The organism is Pseudonocardia halophobica (assembly GCF_050948485.1).
GTDB classification, from domain to species: domain Bacteria; phylum Actinomycetota; class Actinomycetes; order Mycobacteriales; family Pseudonocardiaceae; genus Pseudonocardia; species Pseudonocardia halophobica.
In genome coordinates, this window is record NZ_CP192046.1 from 2,127,448 (window position 1) to 2,149,654 (window position 22,207).

General features: G+C 73.8%; 21 protein-coding genes. 17 read left to right on the forward strand and 4 right to left on the reverse strand.

The genetic code is table 11. From position 1 onward, the window contains the following. The first annotated feature begins 8 nt into the window (after positions 1–8). Positions 9–1,286, forward strand: a complete 1,278-nt coding sequence (clpX, locus tag ACQP04_RS10190; RefSeq protein ID WP_433506809.1) for an ATP-dependent Clp protease ATP-binding subunit ClpX — start codon at positions 9–11, stop codon at positions 1,284–1,286. A gap of 146 nt (positions 1,287–1,432) precedes the next feature. On the opposite strand, the gene ACQP04_RS10195 is transcribed toward clpX, so the two are convergent. Continuing rightward, the gene (locus ACQP04_RS10195) at positions 1,433–2,605 is read right to left on the reverse strand and encodes a CaiB/BaiF CoA transferase family protein (RefSeq protein WP_433506810.1); all 1,173 of its coding nucleotides are present in this window, start codon (positions 2,603–2,605) and stop codon (positions 1,433–1,435) included. A gap of 128 nt (positions 2,606–2,733) precedes the next feature. Here ACQP04_RS10195 and ACQP04_RS10200 point away from each other — a divergent pair, with 128 nt between their 5' ends. The 3 genes from ACQP04_RS10200 to ACQP04_RS10210 are packed head-to-tail and all read left to right on the forward strand — an operon-like array spanning position 2,734 to position 4,601. Next, positions 2,734–4,113 (forward strand): OFA family MFS transporter, encoded by a 1,380-nt coding sequence (locus ACQP04_RS10200; protein ID WP_433506811.1) that lies wholly within the window; start codon positions 2,734–2,736, stop codon positions 4,111–4,113. Then, positions 4,110–4,247: an MFS transporter small subunit gene (locus ACQP04_RS10205; protein WP_197040546.1), complete on the forward strand. Its 138-nt coding sequence runs from the start codon at positions 4,110–4,112 to the stop codon at positions 4,245–4,247. Before ACQP04_RS10200 ends, ACQP04_RS10205 begins: the two co-directional genes overlap by 4 nt. Positions 4,248–4,292: 45 nt before the next feature. Beyond that, positions 4,293–4,601, forward strand: coding sequence for a DUF6457 domain-containing protein (locus ACQP04_RS10210; RefSeq protein ID WP_156067386.1), 309 nt, complete (start codon positions 4,293–4,295; stop codon positions 4,599–4,601). Here ACQP04_RS10210 and ACQP04_RS10215 read toward each other — a convergent pair. After that, positions 4,598–5,023: a PPOX class F420-dependent oxidoreductase gene (locus ACQP04_RS10215; RefSeq protein WP_433506812.1), complete on the reverse strand. Its 426-nt coding sequence runs from the start codon at positions 5,021–5,023 to the stop codon at positions 4,598–4,600. The genes ACQP04_RS10210 and ACQP04_RS10215 overlap by 4 nt on opposite strands. Positions 5,024–5,176: 153 nt before the next feature. On the opposite strand from ACQP04_RS10215, the gene ACQP04_RS10220 reads away from it, so the two are divergent. The 11 genes from ACQP04_RS10220 to dapA all read left to right on the forward strand — a co-directional run bounded on the left by ACQP04_RS10220 (position 5,177) and on the right by dapA (position 16,348). Next, complete coding sequence (locus ACQP04_RS10220; RefSeq protein WP_433506813.1) at positions 5,177–5,878, forward strand: hypothetical protein; 702 nt, start codon at positions 5,177–5,179, stop codon at positions 5,876–5,878. Between the two features lie 77 nt (positions 5,879–5,955). Beyond that, a complete protein-coding gene (locus ACQP04_RS10225; RefSeq protein ID WP_433506814.1) occupies positions 5,956–8,583 on the forward strand; it encodes a valine--tRNA ligase in 2,628 nt (875 codons plus the stop codon). A gap of 43 nt (positions 8,584–8,626) precedes the next feature. After that, positions 8,627–10,111 (forward strand): bifunctional tetrahydrofolate synthase/dihydrofolate synthase, encoded by a 1,485-nt coding sequence (folC, locus tag ACQP04_RS10230; protein ID WP_433506815.1) that lies wholly within the window; start codon positions 8,627–8,629, stop codon positions 10,109–10,111. Positions 10,112–10,148: 37 nt separating this feature from the next. Then, entirely contained in the window at positions 10,149–10,541 is a 393-nt protein-coding gene (locus tag ACQP04_RS10235) for a DUF4233 domain-containing protein (RefSeq protein WP_433506816.1), read from the forward strand. A gap of 52 nt (positions 10,542–10,593) precedes the next feature. Continuing rightward, a complete protein-coding gene (locus tag ACQP04_RS10240) occupies positions 10,594–11,133 on the forward strand; it encodes a DM13 domain-containing protein (RefSeq protein ID WP_433506817.1) in 540 nt (179 codons plus the stop codon). A gap of 34 nt (positions 11,134–11,167) precedes the next feature. Beyond that, positions 11,168–11,578 (forward strand): nucleoside-diphosphate kinase, encoded by a 411-nt coding sequence (ndk, locus tag ACQP04_RS10245; protein ID WP_433506818.1) that lies wholly within the window; start codon positions 11,168–11,170, stop codon positions 11,576–11,578. Positions 11,579–11,664: 86 nt separating this feature from the next. Continuing rightward, on the forward strand, positions 11,665–12,171 hold the full coding sequence (locus tag ACQP04_RS10250) for a GNAT family N-acetyltransferase (protein ID WP_433506819.1): 507 nt from the start codon (positions 11,665–11,667) through the stop codon (positions 12,169–12,171). A gap of 10 nt (positions 12,172–12,181) precedes the next feature. Further along, the gene (locus tag ACQP04_RS10255) at positions 12,182–13,105 is read left to right on the forward strand and encodes an ABC transporter ATP-binding protein (protein ID WP_433506820.1); all 924 of its coding nucleotides are present in this window, start codon (positions 12,182–12,184) and stop codon (positions 13,103–13,105) included. Continuing rightward, positions 13,105–13,944 (forward strand): ABC transporter permease, encoded by an 840-nt coding sequence (locus tag ACQP04_RS10260; protein ID WP_433506821.1) that lies wholly within the window; start codon positions 13,105–13,107, stop codon positions 13,942–13,944. The genes ACQP04_RS10255 and ACQP04_RS10260 overlap by 1 nt, the downstream gene beginning before the upstream one ends. Continuing rightward, positions 13,941–14,771 carry an ABC transporter permease gene (locus ACQP04_RS10265; protein WP_433506822.1) on the forward strand — a complete coding sequence of 277 codons (831 nt, stop codon included), beginning with the start codon at positions 13,941–13,943 and terminating at the stop codon, positions 14,769–14,771. The genes ACQP04_RS10260 and ACQP04_RS10265 overlap by 4 nt, the downstream gene beginning before the upstream one ends. A gap of 698 nt (positions 14,772–15,469) precedes the next feature. After that, complete coding sequence (gene dapA / locus ACQP04_RS10270) at positions 15,470–16,348, forward strand: 4-hydroxy-tetrahydrodipicolinate synthase (RefSeq protein WP_433506823.1); 879 nt, start codon at positions 15,470–15,472, stop codon at positions 16,346–16,348. A gap of 729 nt (positions 16,349–17,077) precedes the next feature. Here the strand turns inward: dapA and ACQP04_RS10275 are convergent. Then, positions 17,078–18,673: a hypothetical protein gene (locus ACQP04_RS10275; RefSeq protein ID WP_433506824.1), complete on the reverse strand. Its 1,596-nt coding sequence runs from the start codon at positions 18,671–18,673 to the stop codon at positions 17,078–17,080. A 130-nt stretch (positions 18,674–18,803) separates the two neighbouring features. Beyond that, positions 18,804–19,625, reverse strand: a complete 822-nt coding sequence (locus tag ACQP04_RS10280; RefSeq protein WP_433506825.1) for a class I SAM-dependent methyltransferase — start codon at positions 19,623–19,625, stop codon at positions 18,804–18,806. A 105-nt stretch (positions 19,626–19,730) separates the two neighbouring features. On the opposite strand from ACQP04_RS10280, the gene ACQP04_RS10285 reads away from it, so the two are divergent. Further along, complete coding sequence (locus ACQP04_RS10285; RefSeq protein ID WP_433506826.1) at positions 19,731–21,680, forward strand: TIGR03960 family B12-binding radical SAM protein; 1,950 nt, start codon at positions 19,731–19,733, stop codon at positions 21,678–21,680. Then, complete coding sequence (locus tag ACQP04_RS10290) at positions 21,673–22,203, forward strand: GNAT family N-acetyltransferase (protein ID WP_433506827.1); 531 nt, start codon at positions 21,673–21,675, stop codon at positions 22,201–22,203. The genes ACQP04_RS10285 and ACQP04_RS10290 overlap by 8 nt, the downstream gene beginning before the upstream one ends. Positions 22,204–22,207 lie beyond the last annotated feature (4 nt).

Consider the following 22,207-nt stretch of genomic DNA (forward strand, 5'->3'; position numbering starts at 1 on the left):
CTGCACTCATGGCACGCATCGGTGACGGCGGTGACCTGCTGAAGTGCTCTTTCTGCGGGAAGAGTCAGAAGCAGGTCAAGAAGCTCATCGCCGGGCCCGGCGTCTACATCTGCGACGAGTGCATCGATCTCTGCAACGAGATCATCGAGGAGGAGCTCGCCGAGACCGGCGACGTGAAGCTCGACGAGCTGCCCAAGCCCGCCGAGATCCACGAGTTCCTCGACCAGTACGTCGTCGGGCAGTCGGCCACCAAGCGCACGCTCTCGGTGGCGGTCTACAACCACTACAAGCGCATCCAGGCGGGCGACCGGGCCCGGGGCGACGGCGACGGCGTCGAGCTGGCCAAGTCGAACATCCTCATGCTCGGCCCGACCGGTTGCGGCAAGACCTACCTCGCGCAGACCCTCGCCAAGCTGCTGAACGTGCCGTTCGCGATCGCGGACGCCACGGCGCTGACCGAGGCCGGGTACGTCGGCGAGGACGTCGAGAACATCCTGCTCAAGCTCATCCAGGCGGCGGACTACGACGTCAAGCGGGCCGAGACCGGGATCATCTACATCGACGAGGTCGACAAGATCGCCCGCAAGTCGGAGAACCCGTCGATCACCCGGGACGTCTCCGGCGAGGGCGTGCAGCAGGCGCTGCTGAAGATCCTCGAGGGCACCACCGCCTCGGTGCCGCCGCAGGGCGGGCGCAAGCACCCGCACCAGGAGTTCATCCAGATCGACACGACGAACGTGCTGTTCATCGTGGCCGGCGCGTTCGCGGGTCTCGAGCGGATCATCTCGGACCGGATCGGGCGCCGCGGGCTGGGCTTCGGCGCGGAGATCCGCTCGAAGTCCGACCTGGACAACTCCGAGAGCTTCGCGGACACCATGCCCGAGGACCTCATCAAGTTCGGGCTGATCCCCGAGTTCATCGGCCGGCTCCCGGTCGTGGCCTCGGTGACCTCGCTCGACAAGGACGCCCTGGTCAAGATCCTGACCGAGCCGCGCAACGCGCTGGTCAAGCAGTACCGGAAGCTCTTCGAGATGGACGGCGTGGAGCTGGAGTTCACCGACGAGGCGATGGAGGCGGTCGCCGACCAGGCGATCCTGCGGGGCACCGGCGCCCGTGGCCTCCGCGCGATCATGGAGGAGGTCCTCCTCCCCGTCATGTACGACATCCCGAGCCGCACCGACGTGGCGAAGGTGGTCGTCACCGAGGAGACGGTGAAGGAGAACGTGAACCCGACGATCGTGCCCCGGCGCCCGCAGCGCCGGGAGCGGGGCGAGCGCTCCGCCTGAGCGACCTTCCGCCGAACGCCCGCCCTCCCCAGGGCGGGCGTTCCGCGTTCTCGGGCCGCCCGCGCGGCACATCATCGGTCTCCGCGTGCAGTGAGGGCCGTCGGGGCAGCCGCCACCGCACACTCTCGGCGATCATGGTGCCACGCTCAGGCGCTCAGCTTCTCGATCTCCTCGGGCGTGTAGCCGAGCTCGGCGAGGACCTCGGCGGTGTGGGCGCCCAGGGCGGGGACCTCGGCGTCGAGGGGCGGGGGCCAGGCGCTGGAGTCGACGGGCGGGACGGCCATGGGCACCGCCTCGCCCCCGGGCACCGGCACGCCGACGAACCGGGCGCGGGCGACGAGCTGCGGGTGCCGGGGGAGCTCGGCGACGTGCCCGACCGCGGACCAGGCGATGTCGGCCTCGTCGAGCAGCGCGCCGAGCCGCTCCTGCGTGAGCCCGGCGAAGCGGGCGTGCAGCAGGTCGTGCAGCGCGTCGCGGTGCTCCACCCGCGCCCGCACCGAGGCGAAGCGCTCGTCGACCGCGACCGCCGGGTCGCCGAGCACGGTCCTGCAGAGCCGAAGCCACTCCCGCTCGTTCTGCACGGCGAGGTGCACGGCACCGTCGGCGCACGGGAAGGGGCCGTACGGCGCGATCGACGGGTGGTGGCCGCCGGAGCGCGCCGGCGCCCGCCCGGTGCCGAGCGCGTACAGCATCGGCTGGTGCATCCACTCGGTGAGCGCCTCGAGCAGCGAGATCCGCAGCGTGGCGCCCTCACCGGTGCGCTCGCGGTGGAACAGCGCCGCAAGCACCGCGGACTGGACCTGCACCCCGGCCGCGATGTCGGCGACGGAGATGCCCGCCCGGGCGGTCACGTCGCCGTCGCCGGTCAGCTCGAGCAAACCGGCCTCGGACTGGATGAGCGCGTCGTAGGCCTTGCGGCCCGCCGCGGGGCCGCCCTCGCCGTACCCGGACAGCTCGCAGGTGATCAGCGAGGGCCGGCGGCCGCGGAGGGTGTCGCCGTCGAGCCCGAGCCGGGCGGTGGCACCGGGGCCGAGGTTGGCGAGCACGACGTCGGCGGTGTCGACGAGCCGGTGCGCCGCGGCGAGCCCGTCGGCCGACTTGAGATCGAGCACCACGGAGCGCTTGCCGCGGTTGATCCACGCGAAGTACGAGGAGACGTCGCCGCAGGCCGCGTCGTAGCCGCGGGCGAAGTCGCCCCCGCCCGGTCGCTCCACCTTGACGACGTCGGCGCCGAGATCGGCGAGCAGCCGCCCGGCGTAGGGGACGGAGACGGCGTGGTCGAACGACACGACGCGGATCCCGGTCAGCGGTGCACTCACCCGCCCACTCCACCACACACCGGGCGCGCACCCGACGGTTGGAGTCGGTGACGAGGGGGAATGCCACGAATTGCCGCGTCAAGCACCGCGACATACGGTTCGGCCCGCCAAGGCACGGAGGTGGACGCATGTCGGGAACGCCGGGGTTCCTCTCGCGGGAACGGATCGTCGCCCCACCGGGCTGGAGCCGCTGGCTTGTCCCGCCCGCTGCGCTGTCGATCCACCTCGCGATCGGCCAGGTCTACGCGTGGAGCGCGTTCAAGGGCTCCCTCGAGAAGGGCCTGGACATCAGCGGCGTGCTCAGCGCGCTGCCGTTCACCCTGGGCATCGTCATGCTCGGCATCTCCGCGGCGGTGTTCGGCACCAAGGTCGACACGAACGGCCCGCGCTGGGCGATGGCCGTCGCGTCGGCCTGCTTCGTCACCGGCTTCCTGGTCTCGGCCCTCGGCATCTGGCTGGGCCAGTACTGGCTGGTCGTCGTGGGGTACGGCGGCATCGGCGGCATCGGGCTGGGCATCGGCTACATCTCGCCCGTGTCCACGCTGATCAAGTGGTTCCCCGACCGGCCCGGCCTGGCGACCGGCATCGCGATCATGGGCTTCGGCGGCGGCGCGCTGATCGCCAACCCGTGGACCGCGTCGATGCTGTCGGCCTTCGGCGCCACCGGTAACGACCCGAACCCGAACGGCATCGCGCTGGCCTTCCTCATCCACGGCGTGGTCTACGCGGTCTTCATGACGATGGGCTGGCTGCTCATCCGCGTCCCGGCCGCCGACTGGAAGCCCGCGGGATGGGACCCGGCGAAGCAGAAGGCGCGGGCGATGGTCAGCACCGCGAGCGTCTCCGCCGCGAACGCCGTCAAGACGCCGCAGTTCTGGCTGCTGTGGATCGTGCTGTGCTTCAACGTGACCGCGGGGATCGGCATCCTGGAGAAGGCGAACCCGATCTACCAGGACTTCTTCCGCGACGCCTCGCCGGCGCAGACGCTCACCGCCGCGGCCACGGCGTTCGTGTCGATCCTGTCGCTGGCCAACATGCTCGGCCGGTTCGTGTGGTCCACGGTCTCGGACCTCATCGGCCGCAAGAACATCTACCGGCTCTACCTGGGCGTCGGGGCGCTGCTCTACCTGGCGCTGACGTTCATCGGCGAGGGCAACAAGGCCGTCTTCCTGATCTGCACGATGCTGATCCTGTCGTTCTACGGCGCCGGCTTCTCGACGATCCCGGCGTACCTGCGCGACCTGTTCGGCACCTACCAGGTCGGCGCCATCCACGGCCGGCTGCTCACGGCCTGGTCCACGGCCGGCGTCCTCGGGCCGATCATCGTCAACGCGATCGCCGACGCCCGGTCGGACGTCGCCGGCCCGTCGAAGTACACGCCCGCCTTCCTGGTGATGATCGTGCTGCTGGTCCTCGGCTTCGTCGCGAACGAGCTGGTGCGGCCGGTCGCCGACAAGTGGCACGAGCCCGAGCGGGCGGCACGGAGCGAGGAGGAGGCACGCAGATGAGCGCGAGCACACCGGACCGCACGGGAGGCCCGCCCGTCGCCCTCGTCGTCCTGGCATGGGTGTGGGTGGCGGCGCCCTTCCTGTACGGCCTGATCGCGCTGCTCACGAAGATCCCCGCCTTGTTCTCCGGCTGACCCGCACAGGGGTTCGGCCGGGGTGTGCCGGGGTACCTTCCCGCCGTGAGTGACGACGCGAAGGCCATGTCGGAGTGGATCACCGCCGTGTCCCGCGAGCTGGGGCTCGAGGGTCAGGTGGACAGCGAGAAGAGCGTGGACGCGGTGCTCGACCTGACGTCGGACGTCGCGCACGGCGTGAGCCGGCCGGCCGCGCCGGTGACGGCGTTCCTGATCGGGGTCGCCGCGGGCCGGGCGCAGGAGCCGCAGGTCGCCGCCGCGGACTACGCGCAGAAGATCTCCGCCCTCGCCGAGGGCTGGGACGCCGACACCGAGCGCGGTGTCCCGTCGAACGACCCCGACAACCGCGGTTAGCCCGACACGTCCAGGTGCGCCACGACCTTGGTCGGGCGCACCCGGACCAGGAGTTCCCCGGGGACCCCGTTGCGCTTCCCGAACTCCTCCGCGCGGTCGGCGCCCATGTAGCGCCCACCCAGCGCGGTGGCGGTCCGGAGCAGCTCGGCGGGGTCCTCGCTCGTCTCCGCCACGCCCTGGACCTGGACGAACGCGTACGGCGGCGCCGGCAGGTCGACCGCCAGCGCGACCCGCGGGTCGCGGGCGAGCGCCCGCCCCTTCGCCGTGTCCCGCCCGGTGTTGAAGATCAGCGTGCCGTCCTCGACCAGGAACCAGACCGGGGCGGCCAGCGGGCGGCCGTCCGCCGCCGTCCAGGCGAGCACCCCGGTGCGGGTGCCGTGGTTGAGGAACTCGACGATCTCCGGGGTCAGCTCTGCGCTCACGGGGTCAACCTAGATCGGGAACCGGACGACCGCCCGCCCCGCTCGGGGCCGCCCGGACGGCGGTGATGGTGTGCGCGCGCCGGCGACGGGTGCGGCCGACCGGCGCACGGCGTGAGCCGCCGCCCGCCCGCCGCCGCGCGCTACCGTGACCGCGTGCGGACGGTGTCGGCGATCGGGCGGGCGGCGCAACGGCTGGTCTCGCGGCCCGTGCCGGTGCCCGTCGCGGCCGTGAAGGTCCTGTCCGGCGAGCGCAGGCCGCTGATCGGCGAGGCGCTGGGGGAGCAGCGGCACGCGGGCGCCCGGCTCGACCAGGTCGACGGCACCACGTGCGGCAGCGCCGTGCTCCTCGCCCTCGCCACCTGGGCCGATCCCGCCGAGCTGGAGAAGCTGGAGCTGCGCGAGACGGACGCGAAAGGCATGGTCCGCGGCTTCGCCGCCCGCTACGACGCACGCCAGCGCGAGATCCACGCCGCGACCAACCGGCTCTGGCCGCGGGCGCTGGGCACCACGCCGTGGGGCTTCCTGCGCTGGCTGCACACCCACGCCCCGGGCGCGGGCCGCTACCGCATCCGGTTCGTCGACGACGCCTCGGCGACGGACGTCGACACGGCGATCCGGGAGGTCGAGGCCGCCCTGGCCGCCCGCCGGCCCGTCCCGCTGCTCGTCGGCTCGCTGGTGCCGCGGCACTACTGCCTGGCCCTGCGGATCGCCGACGACGGCACCTGGCGGGTCTACGAGCCGACCAGCGGCACCGTCCGCGCGCTCGACCCCGGCCTGGTCCGCGCCCGTGCGCTCGCCCCGGTGCTCGGGTTCGCGCACCTGCACGTCGTGTTCCTGCCGGTGCGGGGCCGCTGACCGGCGCGACGTCCGGGCGTGCCGGGGCGCGACCCACCCCCGGAAACGAGTCGCACCCGGCTCGTAGACTTGACTGCGTGACCGAGACCCTCCCAGCGCGCACCACCTCCCTCCCGCCGAAGTGGAACCCGGCGGAGGTAGAGGGCGTCCTGTACCGGCGCTGGGTCGACCGCGGCTACTTCGAGGCGGACCCGGCATCGGGCAAGCCGCCGTACTGCATCGTCATCCCGCCGCCGAACGTCACGGGCAGCCTGCACCTCGGGCACGCCATGGACCACACCCTGATCGACGTCCTCACCCGGCGCCGCCGCATGCAGGGGTACGACGCGCTGTGGCTGCCGGGCATGGACCACGCCGGCATCGCCACCCAGAGCGTCGTCGAGCGCCGGCTGGCCGAGGCCGGCGAGCCGGGGCGCCGCGAGCTGGGCCGCGAGGAGTTCGTCCGGCGCGTCTGGGAGTGGAAGGCCGAGTCGGGCGGCTCGATCCTGGGCCAGATGGAGCGCCTCGGGGACGGGGTCGACTGGACCCGCGAGCGGTTCACGCTCGACGAGGGCCTGTCCCGCGCCGTCCAGACCGTCTTCAAGAAGATGTTCGACGAGGGGCTGATCTACCGGGCCGAGCGCCTGGTCAACTGGTCGCCCGCGCTGCAGAGCGCCATCTCGGACATCGAGGTCGACCACAAGGAGGTCGAGGGCGAGCTCGTCTCGATGCGCTACGGGGACGGCGAGGACTCGATCGTCGTCGCCACCACCCGCGTCGAGACGATGCTGGGCGACACGGCCGTCGCGGTCCACCCGGACGACGCGCGGTACACCCACCTCGTCGGCCGGACCGTCCGCATGCCCGTCACCGGGCGGGACATCCCGGTCATCGCGGACCCGTACGTCGACCCGGAGTTCGGCTCCGGCGCCGTCAAGATCACCCCCGCGCACGACCCGAACGACTTCGAGATGGGCCGCCGGCACGACCTGCCGATGCCGACGATCATGGACGAGTCGGGGGTCATCGCGAACTCGGGCACCCCGTACGACGGCATGGACCGGTTCGCGGCGCGCGAGGCCATCCGCGAGCAGCTGCGGGCCGAGGGCCGGATCGTCGCGGAGAAGCGGCCGTACGTCCACAGCGTCGGGCACGACTCGCGCACCGGCGTCCCGATCGAGCCGCGGCTGTCGCTGCAGTGGTTCGTCCGGGTCGAGTCCCTGGCCAAGGCGTCGGGCGACGCCGTCCGCTCGGGCGAGACGAAGATCCACCCGCCGGAGATGTCGTCGCGGTTCTTCGACTGGGTCGACAACATGCACGACTGGTGCATCTCGCGGCAGCTGTGGTGGGGCCACCGCATCCCGGTCTGGTACGGGCCGGGCGGCGAGACTGTCTGCGTCGGGCCGGACGACCAGGTCCCGACCGGCGAGGGCTGGCGCCAGGACGAGGACGTCCTCGACACCTGGTTCTCCTCGGGCCTGTGGCCGTTCTCCACGCTGGGCTGGCCGGACGAGACCCCGGACCTGGAGCGGTACTACCCGAACTCCGTCCTGGTCACCGGCTACGACATCCTGTTCTTCTGGGTCGTCCGGATGATGATGTTCGGCACCTACGCGATGGGCCGCTCGCCGTTCGAGCACGTCTACCTGCACGGGCTCATCCGGGACGAGCACGGCAAGAAGATGTCGAAGTCCAAGGGCAACGTCATCGACCCGCTCGAGCTGATCGACGCCTACGGGGCCGACGCGCTGCGGTTCACCATCGCCCGCGGGTCGAACCCGGGCACGGACATGTCGCTGTCCACGGAGTGGGTCGCGGGCTCCCGCAACTTCACCACCAAGCTGTGGAACGCCGTCCGGTTCGCGGAGGCCAACGGCGCCGACCCGGCCCTGCCGCTGCCCACCGAGCCGACCGACGCGGACCGCTGGATCCTCGGGCGGCTGCGCGAGGTCCGGGAGCAGACGGACGCGCTGCTCGAGGACTTCCAGTTCGCCAAGGCCACCGAGGGCCTCTACCACTTCACGTGGGACGAGCTGTGCGACTGGTACCTCGAGCTGGCCAAGCCCCAGCTCGACGACCCGGCCACGGCCGAGGGCACCCGCGCGGTCCTGGGGCACGTGTTCGACGCGCTGCTGCGGATCCTGCACCCGATCGTCCCGTTCGTCACCGAGGCGCTGTGGACCTCGCTGACCGGCGGCGAGACGGTCGTGACCGCGACCTGGCCCGGCGAGGACACCGGGCTGCCCGTCGACGCCGCCGCGGTCGCGCGGGTCGAGGCGCTGCAGAAGCTGATCACCGAGGTCCGCCGCTTCCGCACCGAGCAGGGCCTGCCGGACCGCAAGTCGGTCGCCGCGCTGCTGGTCGGGCTGGAGACCGCGGGCCTGGCCCGGCACGAGAGGGCCGTCCGGTTCCTCACCCGCCTCGACCCGGCGGGCGCGGACTTCGCGCCGACCGCCACGGTCGAGGTCGCGCTGAACGGCGACACCGTCCACGTCGAGCTGGACACGTCCGGGGCGATCGACGTCGCCGCCGAGCGGGCGCGGCTGGGGCGCGACCTGGCGGCCGCGCAGAAGGAGCTGGAGCAGGCCGAGAAGAAGCTCGGGAACCCCAAGTTCACCGAGAAGGCCCCGGCGCAGGTCGTCGACGGGATCCGCGCGCGGCGGGAGGCCGCCGTCGCCGAGATCGAGCGGGTCACGGCGCGGCTCGAGGGGCTGCCGGCCTCATGAGCCGCGTGCGCGCGGTCCACCCGGCCGGTGTGGAGGTGCCGCGGTGACGGATCCGGAACCCCCCGAGGGCGAGGGCGAGGTCCGCGCTCCGGAGGAGCAGGCCCAGGACGCGGTGATCTCCCACGTCCTGGACCAGATCCGGGGCTCGGACACCCCGGACGTCGTGCCCGCGCAGTCCACGGTGGCGGAGTACGCCGAGTTCCTCGCGGTCGAGGCCGAGCTGGACCGGCGCTGGCCGGAGACGGTCATTGAGCCGTCGCTGGACCGGATCCGGGCACTCGTCGAGGTCCTCGGCGACCCGCAGACCGGCTACCCGGTCGTGCACCTGACCGGCACGAACGGCAAGACCTCCACGGCCCGCATGGTCGACGCGATCCTCAGTGAGATCGGGCTGCGCACGGGCCGGTACACCAGCCCGCACCTGCAGCGGGCCACCGAGCGGATCAACCTCGACAACCGGCCCGTCTCGCCCGCGCAGTACGTGCAGGCCTACCGGGACGTCGAGCCCTTCGTGGAGCTGCTCGACGCGAAGAACGAGATCAGTCTCAGCAAGTTCGAGGTGCTCACGGCCATGGCGTACTCGGCGTTCGCCGACGCGCCGGTCGAGGCCGGGATCGTCGAGGTCGGGCTGGGCGGCCGGTGGGACGCGACCAACGTCGTCGACGCCCGGGTCTCCGTGATCACCCCCGTCGGCCTCGACCACGCCGAGTACCTGGGCACGGACCTCCTGGGGATCGCGCGGGAGAAGGCCGGGATCATCAAGCCCGGCTCCGTCGCGGTGCTCGCCGCGCAGGACAAGGCCGTGGCGGAGGTGCTCATCGAGCGCTGCGCCGAGGTCGGCGCCCAGGTGGCCCGCGAGGGCGCCGAGTTCGGGGTGCGCGAGCGCGAACTGGCCGTGGGCGGGCAGCGGCTGGAGCTGCAGGGCCTGTCCGGCCGGTACGACGAGATCTTCCTGCCGCTGCACGGCGAGCACCAGGCGTCCAACGCGGCGATCGCGCTGGCCGCCGCCGAGGCGCTGGTCGGGGCGGGCCCGCAGCAGCCGCTGGATCCCGACGCGGTCCGCGCGGCGTTCGCGTCGATCACCTCGCCGGGGCGGCTGGAGCCGATGCAGGGCGGGCCGGGCCGGCCGACGGTGCTGATCGACGCCGCGCACAACCCGCACGGTGCCCGTGCGCTGGCCGCCGCACTGATGTCGGAGTTCCGGTTCACGCGGCTGGTCGCGGTGATCGGCGTGATGCGGGACAAGGACGCGAAGGGCCTGCTGGAGTCGCTCGAGCCCGCGGTGCACGAGGTCGTGGTGACCATGAACTCGTCGCCGCGCGCCATGGACCCGGACGAGCTGGCGGCGCTGGCCGTCGAGGTGTTCGGGCGGGACCGGGTGAGCGTGGAGCCGCAGCTGGCGGCGGCGATCGACCAGGGCGTCGAGCTGGCCGAGGAGGCCGGGGACTCGGGCGTCGGGGTGATCGTCACCGGCTCCGTGGTGACCGCGGGCGAGGCCCGGTCGATCTTCGGGAAGGAGCCGGCGTGAGCACGGCGACCATCGACGGGACCACCGGGGTGCCGGCGTGAGCACGGAACCGGTGCGCCCGCCCGCCACGGACCCGATGAAGGGATTCCGCGGCGTGTGCGCGGGGCTGCTGGTGCTCGAGGCGATCGTCGTGCTGCTCGGGGTGCTCGTCGTCGCGAGGTTCACCGAGGGGGCGCTGAACCCGGTCGCGATCACCGTGGTGCTGGTGCTCGGGCTGCTGATGATCGTGGCCTCGGGCCTGCAGCGGCGGCCGTGGGGGCTGGGCTTCGCGCTGGTCCTGCAGGTGGGGCTGGTGGCCACGGGCCTCTTCCACGTGTCCCTGTTGGCCATCGGCCTGATCTTCGTCCTGGTGTGGGGCATGGTGCTGTGGATGCGGCGGGACGTCGCCCGCCGGATGGCCCGCGGGCAGCTGCCGTCCCAGCAGCAGTAGCGGCTGCCCTCCGGCCCTGGTCACGGGCCCGTGGGACCGGCATCCTGCGCGGATGTCCGGTCGCCCGGGGACCCGCCGCCGATGGCGGCGCCGGTCCGTCATCCTGCCCGCCGCCGTCGTCCTCGCGCTGGTCGTCGCGGCCGGGCTGGTGTGGTTCGAGCCGTGGAAGCTCGTCGTCGACGAGTCGGTGGCGGAGCCCGCTCCGGCCGCCGCGGCCCCGGCGGGCGTCCCGGAGGCCGCGCCCGTCGTGCTCGCGTCCGGCCGGCTCGTCGCGCACGAGCACGCGACCACCGGCGAGGCGCTGCTCCTCGGCCTGCCGGACGGGTCCCGGGTGCTGCGGCTGCAGGACCTGGTCACGAGCAACGGCCCGCGGCTGCGTGTCTGGCTGACCGACGCGCCCGTGCTGCCCGGCCGCGAGGGCTGGCACGTGTTCGACGACGGTCGGTACCTCGACCTCGGCCCGCTGAAGGGCAACGTCGGCAGCGCCAACTACCCCGTGCCGGCGGGCGCCGACCTCGCGGGGCTGACCAGCGTCAGCATCTGGTGCGAACGGTTCTCCGTCTCGTTCGGCGCGGCCACGCTGGCCCCGTGACGACCCGTCGGGGGGCGTCGCTACGCTCCGTCGCGTGACTGAACGCACCCTGGTCCTCGTGAAGCCCGACGGCGTCGCCCGCAACCTGATCGGCGAGTGCCTGGCGCGCATCGAGCGCAAGGGCCTCAGGCTGGTGGCGCTGGAGCTGCGCACCATCGACCGCGAGCTGGCGAGCCAGCACTACGCCGAGCACGACGGCAAGCCCTTCTTCGAGTCGCTGCTCGAGTTCATCACCTCCGGCCCGCTCCTGGCGGCGGTGGCCGAGGGTCCGCGCGCGATCGCGGCGTGGCGACAGATCGCCGGCGGCACCGACCCGGTGGAGAAGGCGGCCCCGGGCAGCATCCGCGGCGACTTCGGCCTGGAGACCCAGTCGAACCTGGTGCACGGCTCGGACTCGCCCGAGTCCGCGGAGCGCGAGATCAAGCTCTGGTTCCCGAACCTCTGAGCGACGCGGCGACCCCGGCCGGGCTCTCCGGACCCCGGCCGGACACCGATCCGGACGCAGCGGCGCTCGGCACGCTCTGGACGGCCGTGACCCGCGCGGGCGGGGCGGTCGGCTTCCCGCCCGACGCCCCCGAGGCGGACGTCCGGGCCCTCGCCGAGGCGACCGTGGCCGAGGTCCGGGCCGGCACGCTGCACCTGCTCGCCCTGCACCTGCCCGGGGACGAGCTCGTCGGCACGGTGTTCCTGCAGCCCGGGCGCGGGCCGGTGGTGGCGCACCGGGCCACCGTGATCCGGTTGATGGTGCGGCCGGACCTGCAGGGCCGCGGTCTCGGCGGGCGGCTGCTCGACGCGGCCGTCGGCCGCGCCGCGGAGCTCGGTCTCGCCCAGCTGATCCTGTCGGCCCGGGGCGGCACCGGGCTCCCGGAGTGGTACGCCGCACGGGGCTGGGCCGAGGTCGGCCGCTTCCCCGGAGCGTTGCGGCTCGGGCCGGGCGACGTCCGGGACGAGCACTGGTTCCAGCGCGGGATCGCCGACGACGAGGCCGTACGGGACCGGACCCGGAATCGACAGGAAAGTGTCGGTCCCTCCCGTTAGCGTTCCGGGCGTGGGGGACGGACTGGTCCAGGCGCGGGACCTGCGCAAGCGCTTCGGGAGGTTCGAGGCCGTCCGCGGGATCGACGTGGACGTGGCGCAGGGCGAGGTGTTCGGCTTCCTGGGGCCCAACGGGGCGGGCAAGTCGTCGACCATGCGGATGATCGCGTGCGTCTCGCCGCGCACCTCGGGATCGCTGCAGGTCCTGGGGATGGACCCGGACCGGGAGGGGCCGCGGATCCGGGCCCGGCTCGGCGTCGTCCCGCAGCTGGACAACCTCGACACCGAGCTGTCGGTGCGGGAGAACCTGGAGATCTACGGCCGGTACTTCGGGCTGCCCCGCCGGCACGTGCGGGCCAAGGCGGCTGAGCTGCTGGAGTTCGCGCGGCTCACCGAGCGGGCCGAGGACCGGGTGGAGCCGCTGTCCGGCGGCATGAAGCGCCGGCTCACCATCGCCCGGTCGCTGGTCAACGACCCGGAGCTGCTCCTGCTCGACGAGCCGACCACGGGTCTGGACCCGCAGGCCCGGCACCTGCTGTGGGAGCGGCTGTACCAGCTCAAGCGCGAGGGCGTCACCCAGATCATCACCACGCACTACATGGACGAGGCCGAGCAGCTGTGCGACCGGCTCGTCGTCATGGACGGCGGGGTGATCGTGGCCGAGGGCTCGCCCGCGGAGCTCATCGAGCGGTGGTCCACGCGGGAGGTGCTGGAGCTGCGGTTCCTGCCCGAGGAACGGCCCGCGGCGGGCGACCTCGAGCGGTACGCCGAGCGCGTCGAGCTGCTCCCGGACCGGGCGCTGCTCTACACACCGGACGGGGAGCGCTCCCAGGTCGCGCTGCACGCTGCGGGGCTGCGGCCGCTCTCGGCGCTGGTGCGGCGCTCCACCCTGGAGGACGTGTTCCTCCGGCTCACGGGCCGGACGCTGGTGGACTGATGGCGATCGAGGAACGCGTGCCCGCGACCCGGCGCGCGCCGGCGACGGCGCCCGCGTGGGTGCGCGGGGTGCTGCTGGTCGTCGAGTCGTTCTGGCGGTGGTACCGGCGCAACTGGCGGGCGACGGCGGTGTCGTCGGTGCTCCAGCCGCTGCTGTTCCTGCTCGCGTTCGGGCTCGGCTTCGGCAGCCTGATCGCGTCGCGGCCGGGGGCGGAGGCGGCCACGGGCGGCGTGCCGTACCTGGTGTGGCTGGCCCCGGCGCTGCTGGCGATGTCCACGGTGCAGAGCGCGGCGTTCGAGATGACCTACCCGGTGCTGTCCGGGTTCAAGTGGCAGCGCGTCTACCTCGGCATGGCGGCCACGCCGCTCACCGGGGCCCAGATCGCCGTCGGCCATCTCGTGTGGGTCGCGGCCAAGATGACGCTCACGGGCGCGGTCTACCTGGTGCTGATCGCCGTGTTCGGCGGCGCCGCGTCGATCGGGGTGCTGGGCTCGCTCGTCGCCGCGGTGCTGACCGGGGCTGCGGTCGCTGCGCCGGTCATGGCGTTCTCGGCGAGCCGGGAGGACGAGGGGGCGGCGTTCAACGCGCTGTTCCGGTTCGTCGTGCTGCCCATGACCCTGTTCTCTGGCACGTTCTTCCCGGTCGCCGCGCTGCCCGCGTGGGTGCAGCCGCTGGCGTGGGTGTCGCCGCTGTGGCACGGCACGGAGCTGGCCCGCGCCGCGGCCCTGGGCACCGGCACGGCCGGGGCGGTGCTGGGGCACCTCGCCTACCTGGCGGCGCTCCTCGCCGTCGGCACCGGGCTGTCGGTCCGGGCGTTCACCCGGAGGCTGGCGCCGTGACCACGCTCGACGCCGCAGCGCGCCCCGCCCCGGGGTGGGCCCGGGTGCTGCCCGGTGGGAGCTACGCCGGTCGCTCGCGGATGCTGCTGCTGCGCTCCGCCACGGCCGCGCGGCGCACCTGGCCGGCGATCGTGTCCGGGTTCGCCGAGCCGGTGTTCTACCTGCTGGCGATGGGCTCGGGCCTCGGCTCGCTGGTCGGCGAGCTGCCCGGGCCGGACGGGCGGCCGATCTCCTACGCCGCCTTCATCGCGCCGGGCCTACTGGCCGCGTCCGCCATGAACGGCGCGGTGTTCGACGCGACCTTCAACGTGTTCTTCAAGCTCAAGTACAACCGGCTGTACGACGCGATGCTGGCCACCCCGCTCGGCCCGGTCGACATCGCGCTCGGCGAGATCGGCTGGGCGCTGCTGCGCGGCGGGCTCTACGCCACCGGCTTCCTGTCGGTCATGGCGGTCGCCGGCCTGATCACCTCGCCCTGGGCGCTGCTGGCGTTGCCGGCCGCGCTGCTGGTCGCGTTCGCGTTCGCCGCGATCGGGATGGCGGCGACCTCGTTCATGCGCTCCTGGCAGGACTTCGACCTGGTCACGCTGGCCGTGCTGCCGATGTTCCTGTTCGCCACGACCTTCTACCCGCTCGGCGTCTACCCGCGCCCGCTGCAGATCCTCGTCGAGTGCCTACCGCTGTACCATGCGGTCGAGCTCATGCGCGGGCTCACCACGGGCGCGGTCCACCTCGGCATGCTCGGTCACGTCGCCTACTTCGTGGTGATGGCCGCGGTCGGCGTCGTCGTCGCGGCCCGCCGGCTGGAGGCGCTGCTGCTGCGGTAGGTCCGGTCGGCGCCCCGAGCGCGCCGTCGATCCGGCCAGCGCCACGAGGCCCAGCAGCCCGGTGAGCCAGGCGCCGAGGGCGAGGGGGCAGCGGGTCAGGGTCTGCACCGCGGCCAGCACGGAGGTGGCGCCGGCCGCCGCCAGTGCCAGGTGGTGCGGCCAGCAGCGCAGTCGGCCCGAGCGCGCGAGCCCGCCCGTGACCAGCGCGAGCACCGCCAGGCCGAGCAGCAGCAGGACCGGTACCCGGCCCGCCCGCCCGAGGCCCAGCAGCGTGCGCATGTGCCACTCGGCCACGTGCGTCACGGGCACCTCGTGCCACGGCGACCCCCACCACCGCAGGCCGAGCGCGGCCACCGCGAGCAGGGCCGCGGCGGTGCCGGCCTCGCGCAGCCGCGGCAGCTCGCGGGGCGCCGGCCGCCGGCGGACCGGCGCGACCGGGGAGGACACCGGACTCATCGCAGCTCCTTCGTCGGACCCGGAACGCTGCCCGGAACGCTAGGGATCACCGGGCCGCCGGTCGCCGGTGCGAGCCCCCGGATCCGGGCGCGCCGACCCCCGAGGCGGGGTGGGGCCAGCACCACCCCGCCGTTGTCCGGACCGGGTCCGGGGGCCTGGTCGCACGGGCCGGATCGCCCTGGGCCCCGGCCGTCCGCGCTTGCTACCGTCGCCGTCGCGTTCGCGTCACGAAGGGCATGATCATGATCACCGGAAGTCTCGTCGCGCTGGTCACCCCCATGCGGGAGGACGGCTCGATCGACCACGAGGCGCTCGACCGGCTCGTCGAGCGGCAGGTGCTGGCGGGGACCGCGGCGATCGTGTCCGTGGGCACGACCGGCGAGTCCTCCACGCTGTCGGTGGAGGAGCACACGGACGTCATCCGTCGCACGATCGACGTCGTCGCCGGGCGGGTCCCGGTCATCGCGGGCACCGGCGCGAACAACACCGACGAGGCCATCCACCTGACCGAGTCCGCCGCCGCGGCGGGCGCCGACGGGGCGCTGCTCGTCACGCCGTACTACAACAAGCCCCCGCAGGAGGGCCTGTACCGGCACTTCAAGAAGGTCGCCGAGGCCGTCGACATCCCGCAGTACCTGTACAACGTCCCCGGCCGGACGGCCTGCGACATGCTGCCCTCGACCGTCGAGCGGCTCGCCGAGGTGCCGAACATCGTCGGGCTCAAGGAGGCCAAGGGCGACCTGGACCGGGTCCGGGACCTGGTCGCGCTCGGGCTCACGGACTTCGCGCTCTACTCCGGCGACGACGCCACCGCCCGCGCCAGCATGCTCGCCGGCTTCCACGGCGACATCTCGGTCACCGCGAACGTCGCGCCCGAGCAGATGGCGCGGATGTGCAAGGCCGCCATCGCCGGCGACGACGAGGAGGCCGCCACCATCGACGCGGACCTCGCCGGCCTGCACCGCGCCCTCTTCGCCGAGCCCAACCCGATCCCGGTGAAGTGGGCCCTTGCGGAGATGGGGCTGATGCCCGGCGGCATCCGGCTGCCGCTGGTCCCGCTCGACGAGTGGCACCACGAGGACGTCCGCGCCGCCCTCCGCACCGCCGGCCTCCTCGACTGACCGACCCCGCACGCCTGAGGGGCGCGGCGCACCCGCCCGGGCCCGGTCCCGCACCCGAGAGGAGCGCGGCACACCCCGTCGACCGGGTGTGAAGCGCTCGGGAGGGTGCGGGACGCCGTCCCATGGGGGGCGGGTGCCGGCTCTGCAGCGCGGTCGTGCGCATGGTGCCCGCGTCGATGCGCCGTCGTGGTGTCGACCCGTGGTCGGTACGCCGGGTCCGTTGCGCGGCCTGGCAAGCGTCAGTGATCGCTCCGTGGGTCGCCGCACCCCCGCCGGTCGTCTCCCACCCGGTCAACTGGATGTGGGACAGCGGCGCGGGGTGTGAGGCTGCGCCAGGATGGGTGTGCCGCGTGGTCCAGGATGTGCCGGTCGCGTCGGGGTCGCCGGCCATTGCGCCCGTTGCCGGGTGGGCCGTCGGAGGCCTGCGGGGACAGGGCGAGCGTCGGCAAACGCTTCCGCGGGCGCCGCACACCCGTCGGGTCTGCGGGGCGCCGCACACCCGTCGGGTCGCGTCACACCCGGTCGACTGGATGCGGGAGCGCTCTGTCGGGTGTGAGGCCGACGCCGGGACACGTGTGCCGGCGGCGCCGGGTATGAGGCTGCGTCAGGACGGGTGTGCCGCGGGCGGTGCCACCCGGGGAGCCGGCGGAAAAATGCCCCGCTCCCGCCTTCCTGTGAGCGAGCGGCGCTCTCGTGCGGACCTACCGCACGAGAGGGCCGTTCGTGCGGTCAGCGGAGGAGGGCGGGGTTGTCGTGGGGGAGGGCGCGGGCCCATGCGTCGGCGGCGGCGTCGGGGTCGCCGAGGCGGGCGCGGTGGCGGGCGGCGCGGACCGCGTACTCCGCCAGCCCGGTGTGGTCGGCGCGCCGGGCGAGCAGGGCGGCTTCGCGGAGCGCGGCGTCCCGGTCGAGGTCGGCGGTGATCCCGCAGAGCGTGTCCCGCAGGTGCAGCTCGATCCAGCAGCAGACGTCGGCGTCGGCGACGAGGGTGGCGCAGGCGCCGTCGAGGGCCGTCGCAGCGGCGGCCGGGTTCCCGAGCCGTGCCCGGGCGACGGCGAGGCCGCGGCTGGTCAGCGCGATCCAGCAGGCGTCGTCGAGGACCTCGGCGAGGGTGTGGGCGTCGGCCAGCACGGCCTCGGCCTCGGCCAGCCGGCCCTCCCGGAGGAGGACCTCGCCGTGGAGCACGTCGATCCACGGCCGCATCGACGTCCACCCCAGCTCGGAGGCCATCCGGCGGGCCTCGGCCACGTCGGAGGCGGCCGCCTCGTCCTCGCCGCGCTGCAGCCGGGCGCGGGCCCGCATGGCGACCGCGGCGGTGAAGGCGCGCGGCCGGTCCGCGGTCTCGGCGAGGGCCACCGCGGCGTCGAGCTCGCGCACCGCCCACTCGGAGAGCCCGGTGTCGATGAGCGCGAACCCGCGCACGTGCGCCACCCCGGCCCGCTGCTCGGGTCGCTCCCCGGCGGCGACGTCGGCGCTCTCGAGCCACCGCAGCGCGGCGGTGGGGTCGCCGGTGGCCGTGGCGACGAAGCCGAGCTCGCGGCGGGCGAGCGAGGCGATGTCGGCCAGGCCCTCGCGCGTCGCGAGCCGGTCGGCCTCGCGCAGCGCGGCGGCCGCGCCGGGGTCGGTGCTGGCGACGGCGTGGACGTACCCGCGCCCGTAGTGCGCCAGCGCCTCGGCGAGCACGACGTCGTCGCCCAGCTCCCGGGCCCGCCGGACCGCGCCGGCGAGGATAGCGGTGCCGTCGCGCGCAGCCCCCGAGTCCATCACCTGTTCGCCGACGCGGACGAGCTCCCGCACCGCCGAACGGCTGGCGGGGGAGCTGCCGCGCGGCCGGTGCCGCCGCTGAAGCCGCGCACCCGCCCGGGCGAGGCCGTGCCGGCGGCCGTGCAGCCACGCGGCGAACTCCGGCACGTCCGGCTCGGCGCACTCCAGCAGCGGGAGGGTGGCCTCGGCGAGGGGCCAGCCGGCCGGGGCACGTCCGGCCAGGACGTCGACGACGTCGACCCGGACGCCCTCGGCGATCTCGCAGGTCAGCGGGTCGCCTTCGAGGCGCACTGCGTCCCCGACGGCGCGGCGCACCTGGCTGAGCGTCCAGCGCAGCGCGGCCTGCGGGTCCTCGGCGTCGGGGAACAGCAGCTCCTGGACGCGCCCGCGGGGCACCGGGCCGGTCGTGGTCAGCAGCAGCGCGAGCAGCGCCCACGGCTTGCGGCCCCGAGGGACGGGAGGGCGGGGACCTCGGGTCTCGACGCGCGGCGGCCCGAGCAGTCGGACGACGACGGCGGGCCCCTCCCCGCCGTCGTCCCCCCGTCCTGTGTCGTCCGGCTCCATCCCGCTCTCCCGTCCGCTGGGAAGGAGGTCAGGATGGCACCGCCCGATACGTCCGGCGTCGCCCGTTCGGCCGGTTCCGCCGTCTGCGGCAGACCCGTTCGGCCGTGACGGGCCGGTTCCCGCCCGCCCGCTAGGCCCGTTCGGCCGTCACGAGCAGGTACTCCGACTCCCAGATCCCGCCCTTCTGCGTGCGGGTGAGGAAGTCGAGGAAGGCGGCGTCGAGCTCGGCGGTGCGCGCCGGGTCGTCGGCGACGCACCTGTAGACGGCGATCGTCGGGCCGTAGTTGCGCTTCCACCACTCGCGGAAGTCCTGCGGGGAGTCGGTGACGTCGAGGGTGTAGGTGCGCTTCTCGGCACGGAGCGTGCGGACACCGTCGCCGAACAGCTCGCGGACGTGCTCCTCGCTGCCCCACAGCGGCGCGGGGCGGGCGCCCGGCGGGGGCGGCGGCGCGAAGGGCTTCATGGTGGCGAAGAGCTGCCCGACGAAGCCCTCCGGGGTCCAGTTGATCATTCCGACGGTGCCGCCGGACCGGCAGACGCGCAGCGTCTCGGCTGCCGTGCGCTCGTGGAACGGCGCGAACATCGAGCCCACACAGGAGATCACGGCGTCGAACTCGCCGGTCTCGAACGGCAGCGACTGGGCGTCGGCCTCGACCCACTCCAGGTCCAGGCCGCGGGAGCGGGCGATGCGCCGGCCCCGGTCGAGCAGCTCGGGCGTCAGGTCGGAGGCGACGACCTCGGCGCCGGACGCCGCGGCCGGGATGGAGGCGTTGCCGGTGCCGGCGCCGACGTCGAGCACGCGCTGCCCGGGGCCGATGCCGGCGGCCTCGACGAGGATCGCGCCCAGCCCGGGGATGAGGTCGGAGGCGACGGTGCCGTAGTCGCCGGAGGCCCACAGCGCGCGGTGCTTGGGGCCGATGGCGTGGATCGGGTCGGTGGTCGGGGTGCTCATGGTGGCTCCTCGGGTCGATGGTGCCGGTCACGGGGAGCGTGGCGGGGGAGCGTGTGCGGAACCGTGTGCGGAGGAGGAATCGGCGCAGGGCTACCCTGGGTTCGCGTGAGCGCCGTGCTGTCAGGGTCCGTCTTCCCTGCCCTCGAACCGTTGCTGCCGCGGGTGTCCAAGCCCGTGCAGTACGTCGGCGGCGAGCTGAACGCGCAGACCAGGCCGTGGGAGTCCGCCGAGGTCCGGTGGGCCCTGCTGTACCCGGACGCGTACGAGGTCGGCCTGCCCAACCAGGGCGTCATGATCCTCTACGAGGTCCTCAACGAGCGCGCCGACGCCCTCGCCGAACGCTGCTACGCCGTCTGGCCGGACCTCGAGAAGCTCATGCGCGAGCACGAGGTCCCCGCCTTCACCGTCGACACCCACCGCCCGATCGGCGCGTTCGACCTCCTCGGCGTCAGCTTCTCCACCGAGCTGGGCTACACGAACCTGCTGACCACGCTCGACCTCGCCGGCATTCCGCTGCACGCGGTGGACCGGGACGAGAGCCACCCGGTCGTCGTCGCCGGCGGGCACGCCGCCTTCAACCCGGAGCCGATCGCCGACTTCGTCGACGTCGCGGCGCTGGGGGACGGCGAGGAGGTCGTCGGCGACATCACGGACGTCGTCAAGGCCTGGAAGGCCGAAGGACGGCCGGGAGGCCGCCGCGAGCTGCTGCGCCGGCTGGCGAACACCGACGGCTGCTACGTCCCCTCGTTCTACGAGGTGGAGTACGACACCGCGATCACCGCCGTCACCCCGGCGGAGGGTGCCCCGGCCACGGTCCAGAAGCGCACGACGTCGGACCTCGACGAGTGGCCCTACCCCAAGGCGCCGCTGGTCCCGCTGGCCGAGACCGTGCACGAGCGGGCGAGCGTGGAGATCTTCCGCGGCTGCACCCGCGGCTGCCGCTTCTGCCAGGCGGGCATGATCACCCGCCCGGTGCGCGAGCGGTCGCTGCAGGGGATCGGCGAGATGGTCGACGCCGCCGTGCGGGCCTCCGGGTTCGACGAGGTCGGCCTGCTGTCCCTGAGCAGCGCCGACCACTCCGAGATCGCCGACATCACCAAGGGCCTGGCGGACCGCTACGAGGGCACCAACACGTCGCTCTCGCTGCCGTCGACCCGCGTCGACGCGTTCAACATCGACCTCGCCAACGAGATCAGCCGCAACGGCCGCCGCTCCGGCCTCACCTTCGCGCCCGAGGGCGGGTCCGAGCGGATCCGCCGGGTGATCAACAAGATGGTTTCGGAGGAGGACCTCATCCGCACCGTCTCCGAGGCGTTCGCGCAGGGCTGGCGGCAGGTCAAGCTCTACTTCATGTGCGGGCTGCCCACCGAGGAGGACGAGGACGTCCTGGAGATCGCGGGCATGGCGCACCGGGTCATCCAGGCCGGCCGCGCCGCCTCCGGCCGCAACGACGTCCGCTGCACGATCTCCATCGGCGGGTTCGTCCCCAAGCCGCACACACCGTTCCAGTGGGCGGCGCAGGCGCACCCGGAGGTCGTCGACGCCCGGCTGCGCAAGCTCCGCGAGGCCGTGAACAGCAACAAGAAGCTCGGCCGCAACATCGGCATGCGCTACCACGACGGGCAGCCCTCGCTGATCGAGGGCCTGCTCGCCCGCGGCGACCGCCGGGTCAGCGCCGTGATCGAGCGGGTGTGGCGCGAGGGCGGCCGGTTCGACGGCTGGTCCGAGCACTTCTCCTACGAGCGCTGGATCACCGCCGCGAAGGCGGAGCTGGAGCCGCTCGGCGTCTCGCTGGAGTGGTTCACCACCCGGGAGCGCGAGGAGGGCGAGATCCTGCCCTGGGACCACCTCGACTCCGGGCTGGAGCGGGACTGGCTCTGGGCGGACTGGCAGGACGCGCTGTCCGGGCGGGAGCAGGACGACTGCCGCTGGACCCCGTGCTTCGACTGCGGGGTGTGCCCCTCGACGGGCACCGACATCGAGGTCGGGCCGAGCGGCACGACGCTGCTCCCGCTGACGGTGGTGAACCCCGTCGGACGGGAGCTGGGTGGCTGAGGACCCCTCCGGGCAGCCGGCCGGGTCGCAGTCGGCGGGCACCCGGCAGATCACCGTCCGCGTCGCGGACGAGCGCGACGTCGAGGCCCTGGCGCGGCTGCGCCGTGCCTGGACCGAGGAACGGGCCGGCCGGCCGGTCTCCGACGCGGGCTTCGAGGCGGCGTTCGCGCAGTGGGCGCGCGTCGAGCAGCCCCGGCGGACCTTCTGGCTGGCCGAGATCGGCAGCGACCGGGCCGGCTGGACGCCGATCGGCTCGATCAACGTCGTGGAGATCGTCCCGATGCCCCGGCCCGGGACGCGCGCGGGCAAGGTCGGGCAGGTCGGCAACGCCTTCGTGCTCGAGGCCTTCGCCGATCGCGGCGTTCCGCGCGCCCTGCTGCAGGCCGTCGTCGACCACGCCCGGGACCGGCGCTACCGGCGGCTGATCCTCGCCCCGACCGCCCGCAGCACGACCTTCTACCGGCGCGCGGGCTTCCGGCCGGCGGGGGAGACCCTGCTGGTCCTCGAGCCCGGGCCGGAGTAGCAGG

Excerpts from the sequence above, each read along its gene's own strand:
- clpX (WP_433506809.1), top strand. The coding sequence starts at position 9 with ATGGCACGCATCGGTGACGGCGGTGACCTGCTGAAGTGCTCTTTCTGC.
- ACQP04_RS10200 (WP_433506811.1), top strand. The coding sequence starts at position 2,734 with ATGTCGGGAACGCCGGGGTTCCTCTCGCGGGAACGGATCGTCGCCCCA.
- ACQP04_RS10205 (WP_197040546.1), top strand. The coding sequence starts at position 4,110 with ATGAGCGCGAGCACACCGGACCGCACGGGAGGCCCGCCCGTCGCCCTC.
- ACQP04_RS10240 (WP_433506817.1), top strand. The coding sequence starts at position 10,594 with ATGTCCGGTCGCCCGGGGACCCGCCGCCGATGGCGGCGCCGGTCCGTC.
- ACQP04_RS10260 (WP_433506821.1), top strand. The coding sequence starts at position 13,105 with ATGGCGATCGAGGAACGCGTGCCCGCGACCCGGCGCGCGCCGGCGACG.
- dapA (WP_433506823.1), top strand. The coding sequence starts at position 15,470 with ATGATCACCGGAAGTCTCGTCGCGCTGGTCACCCCCATGCGGGAGGAC.
- ACQP04_RS10275 (WP_433506824.1), bottom strand. The coding sequence starts at position 18,673 with ATGGAGCCGGACGACACAGGACGGGGGGACGACGGCGGGGAGGGGCCC.
- ACQP04_RS10280 (WP_433506825.1), bottom strand. The coding sequence starts at position 19,625 with ATGAGCACCCCGACCACCGACCCGATCCACGCCATCGGCCCCAAGCAC.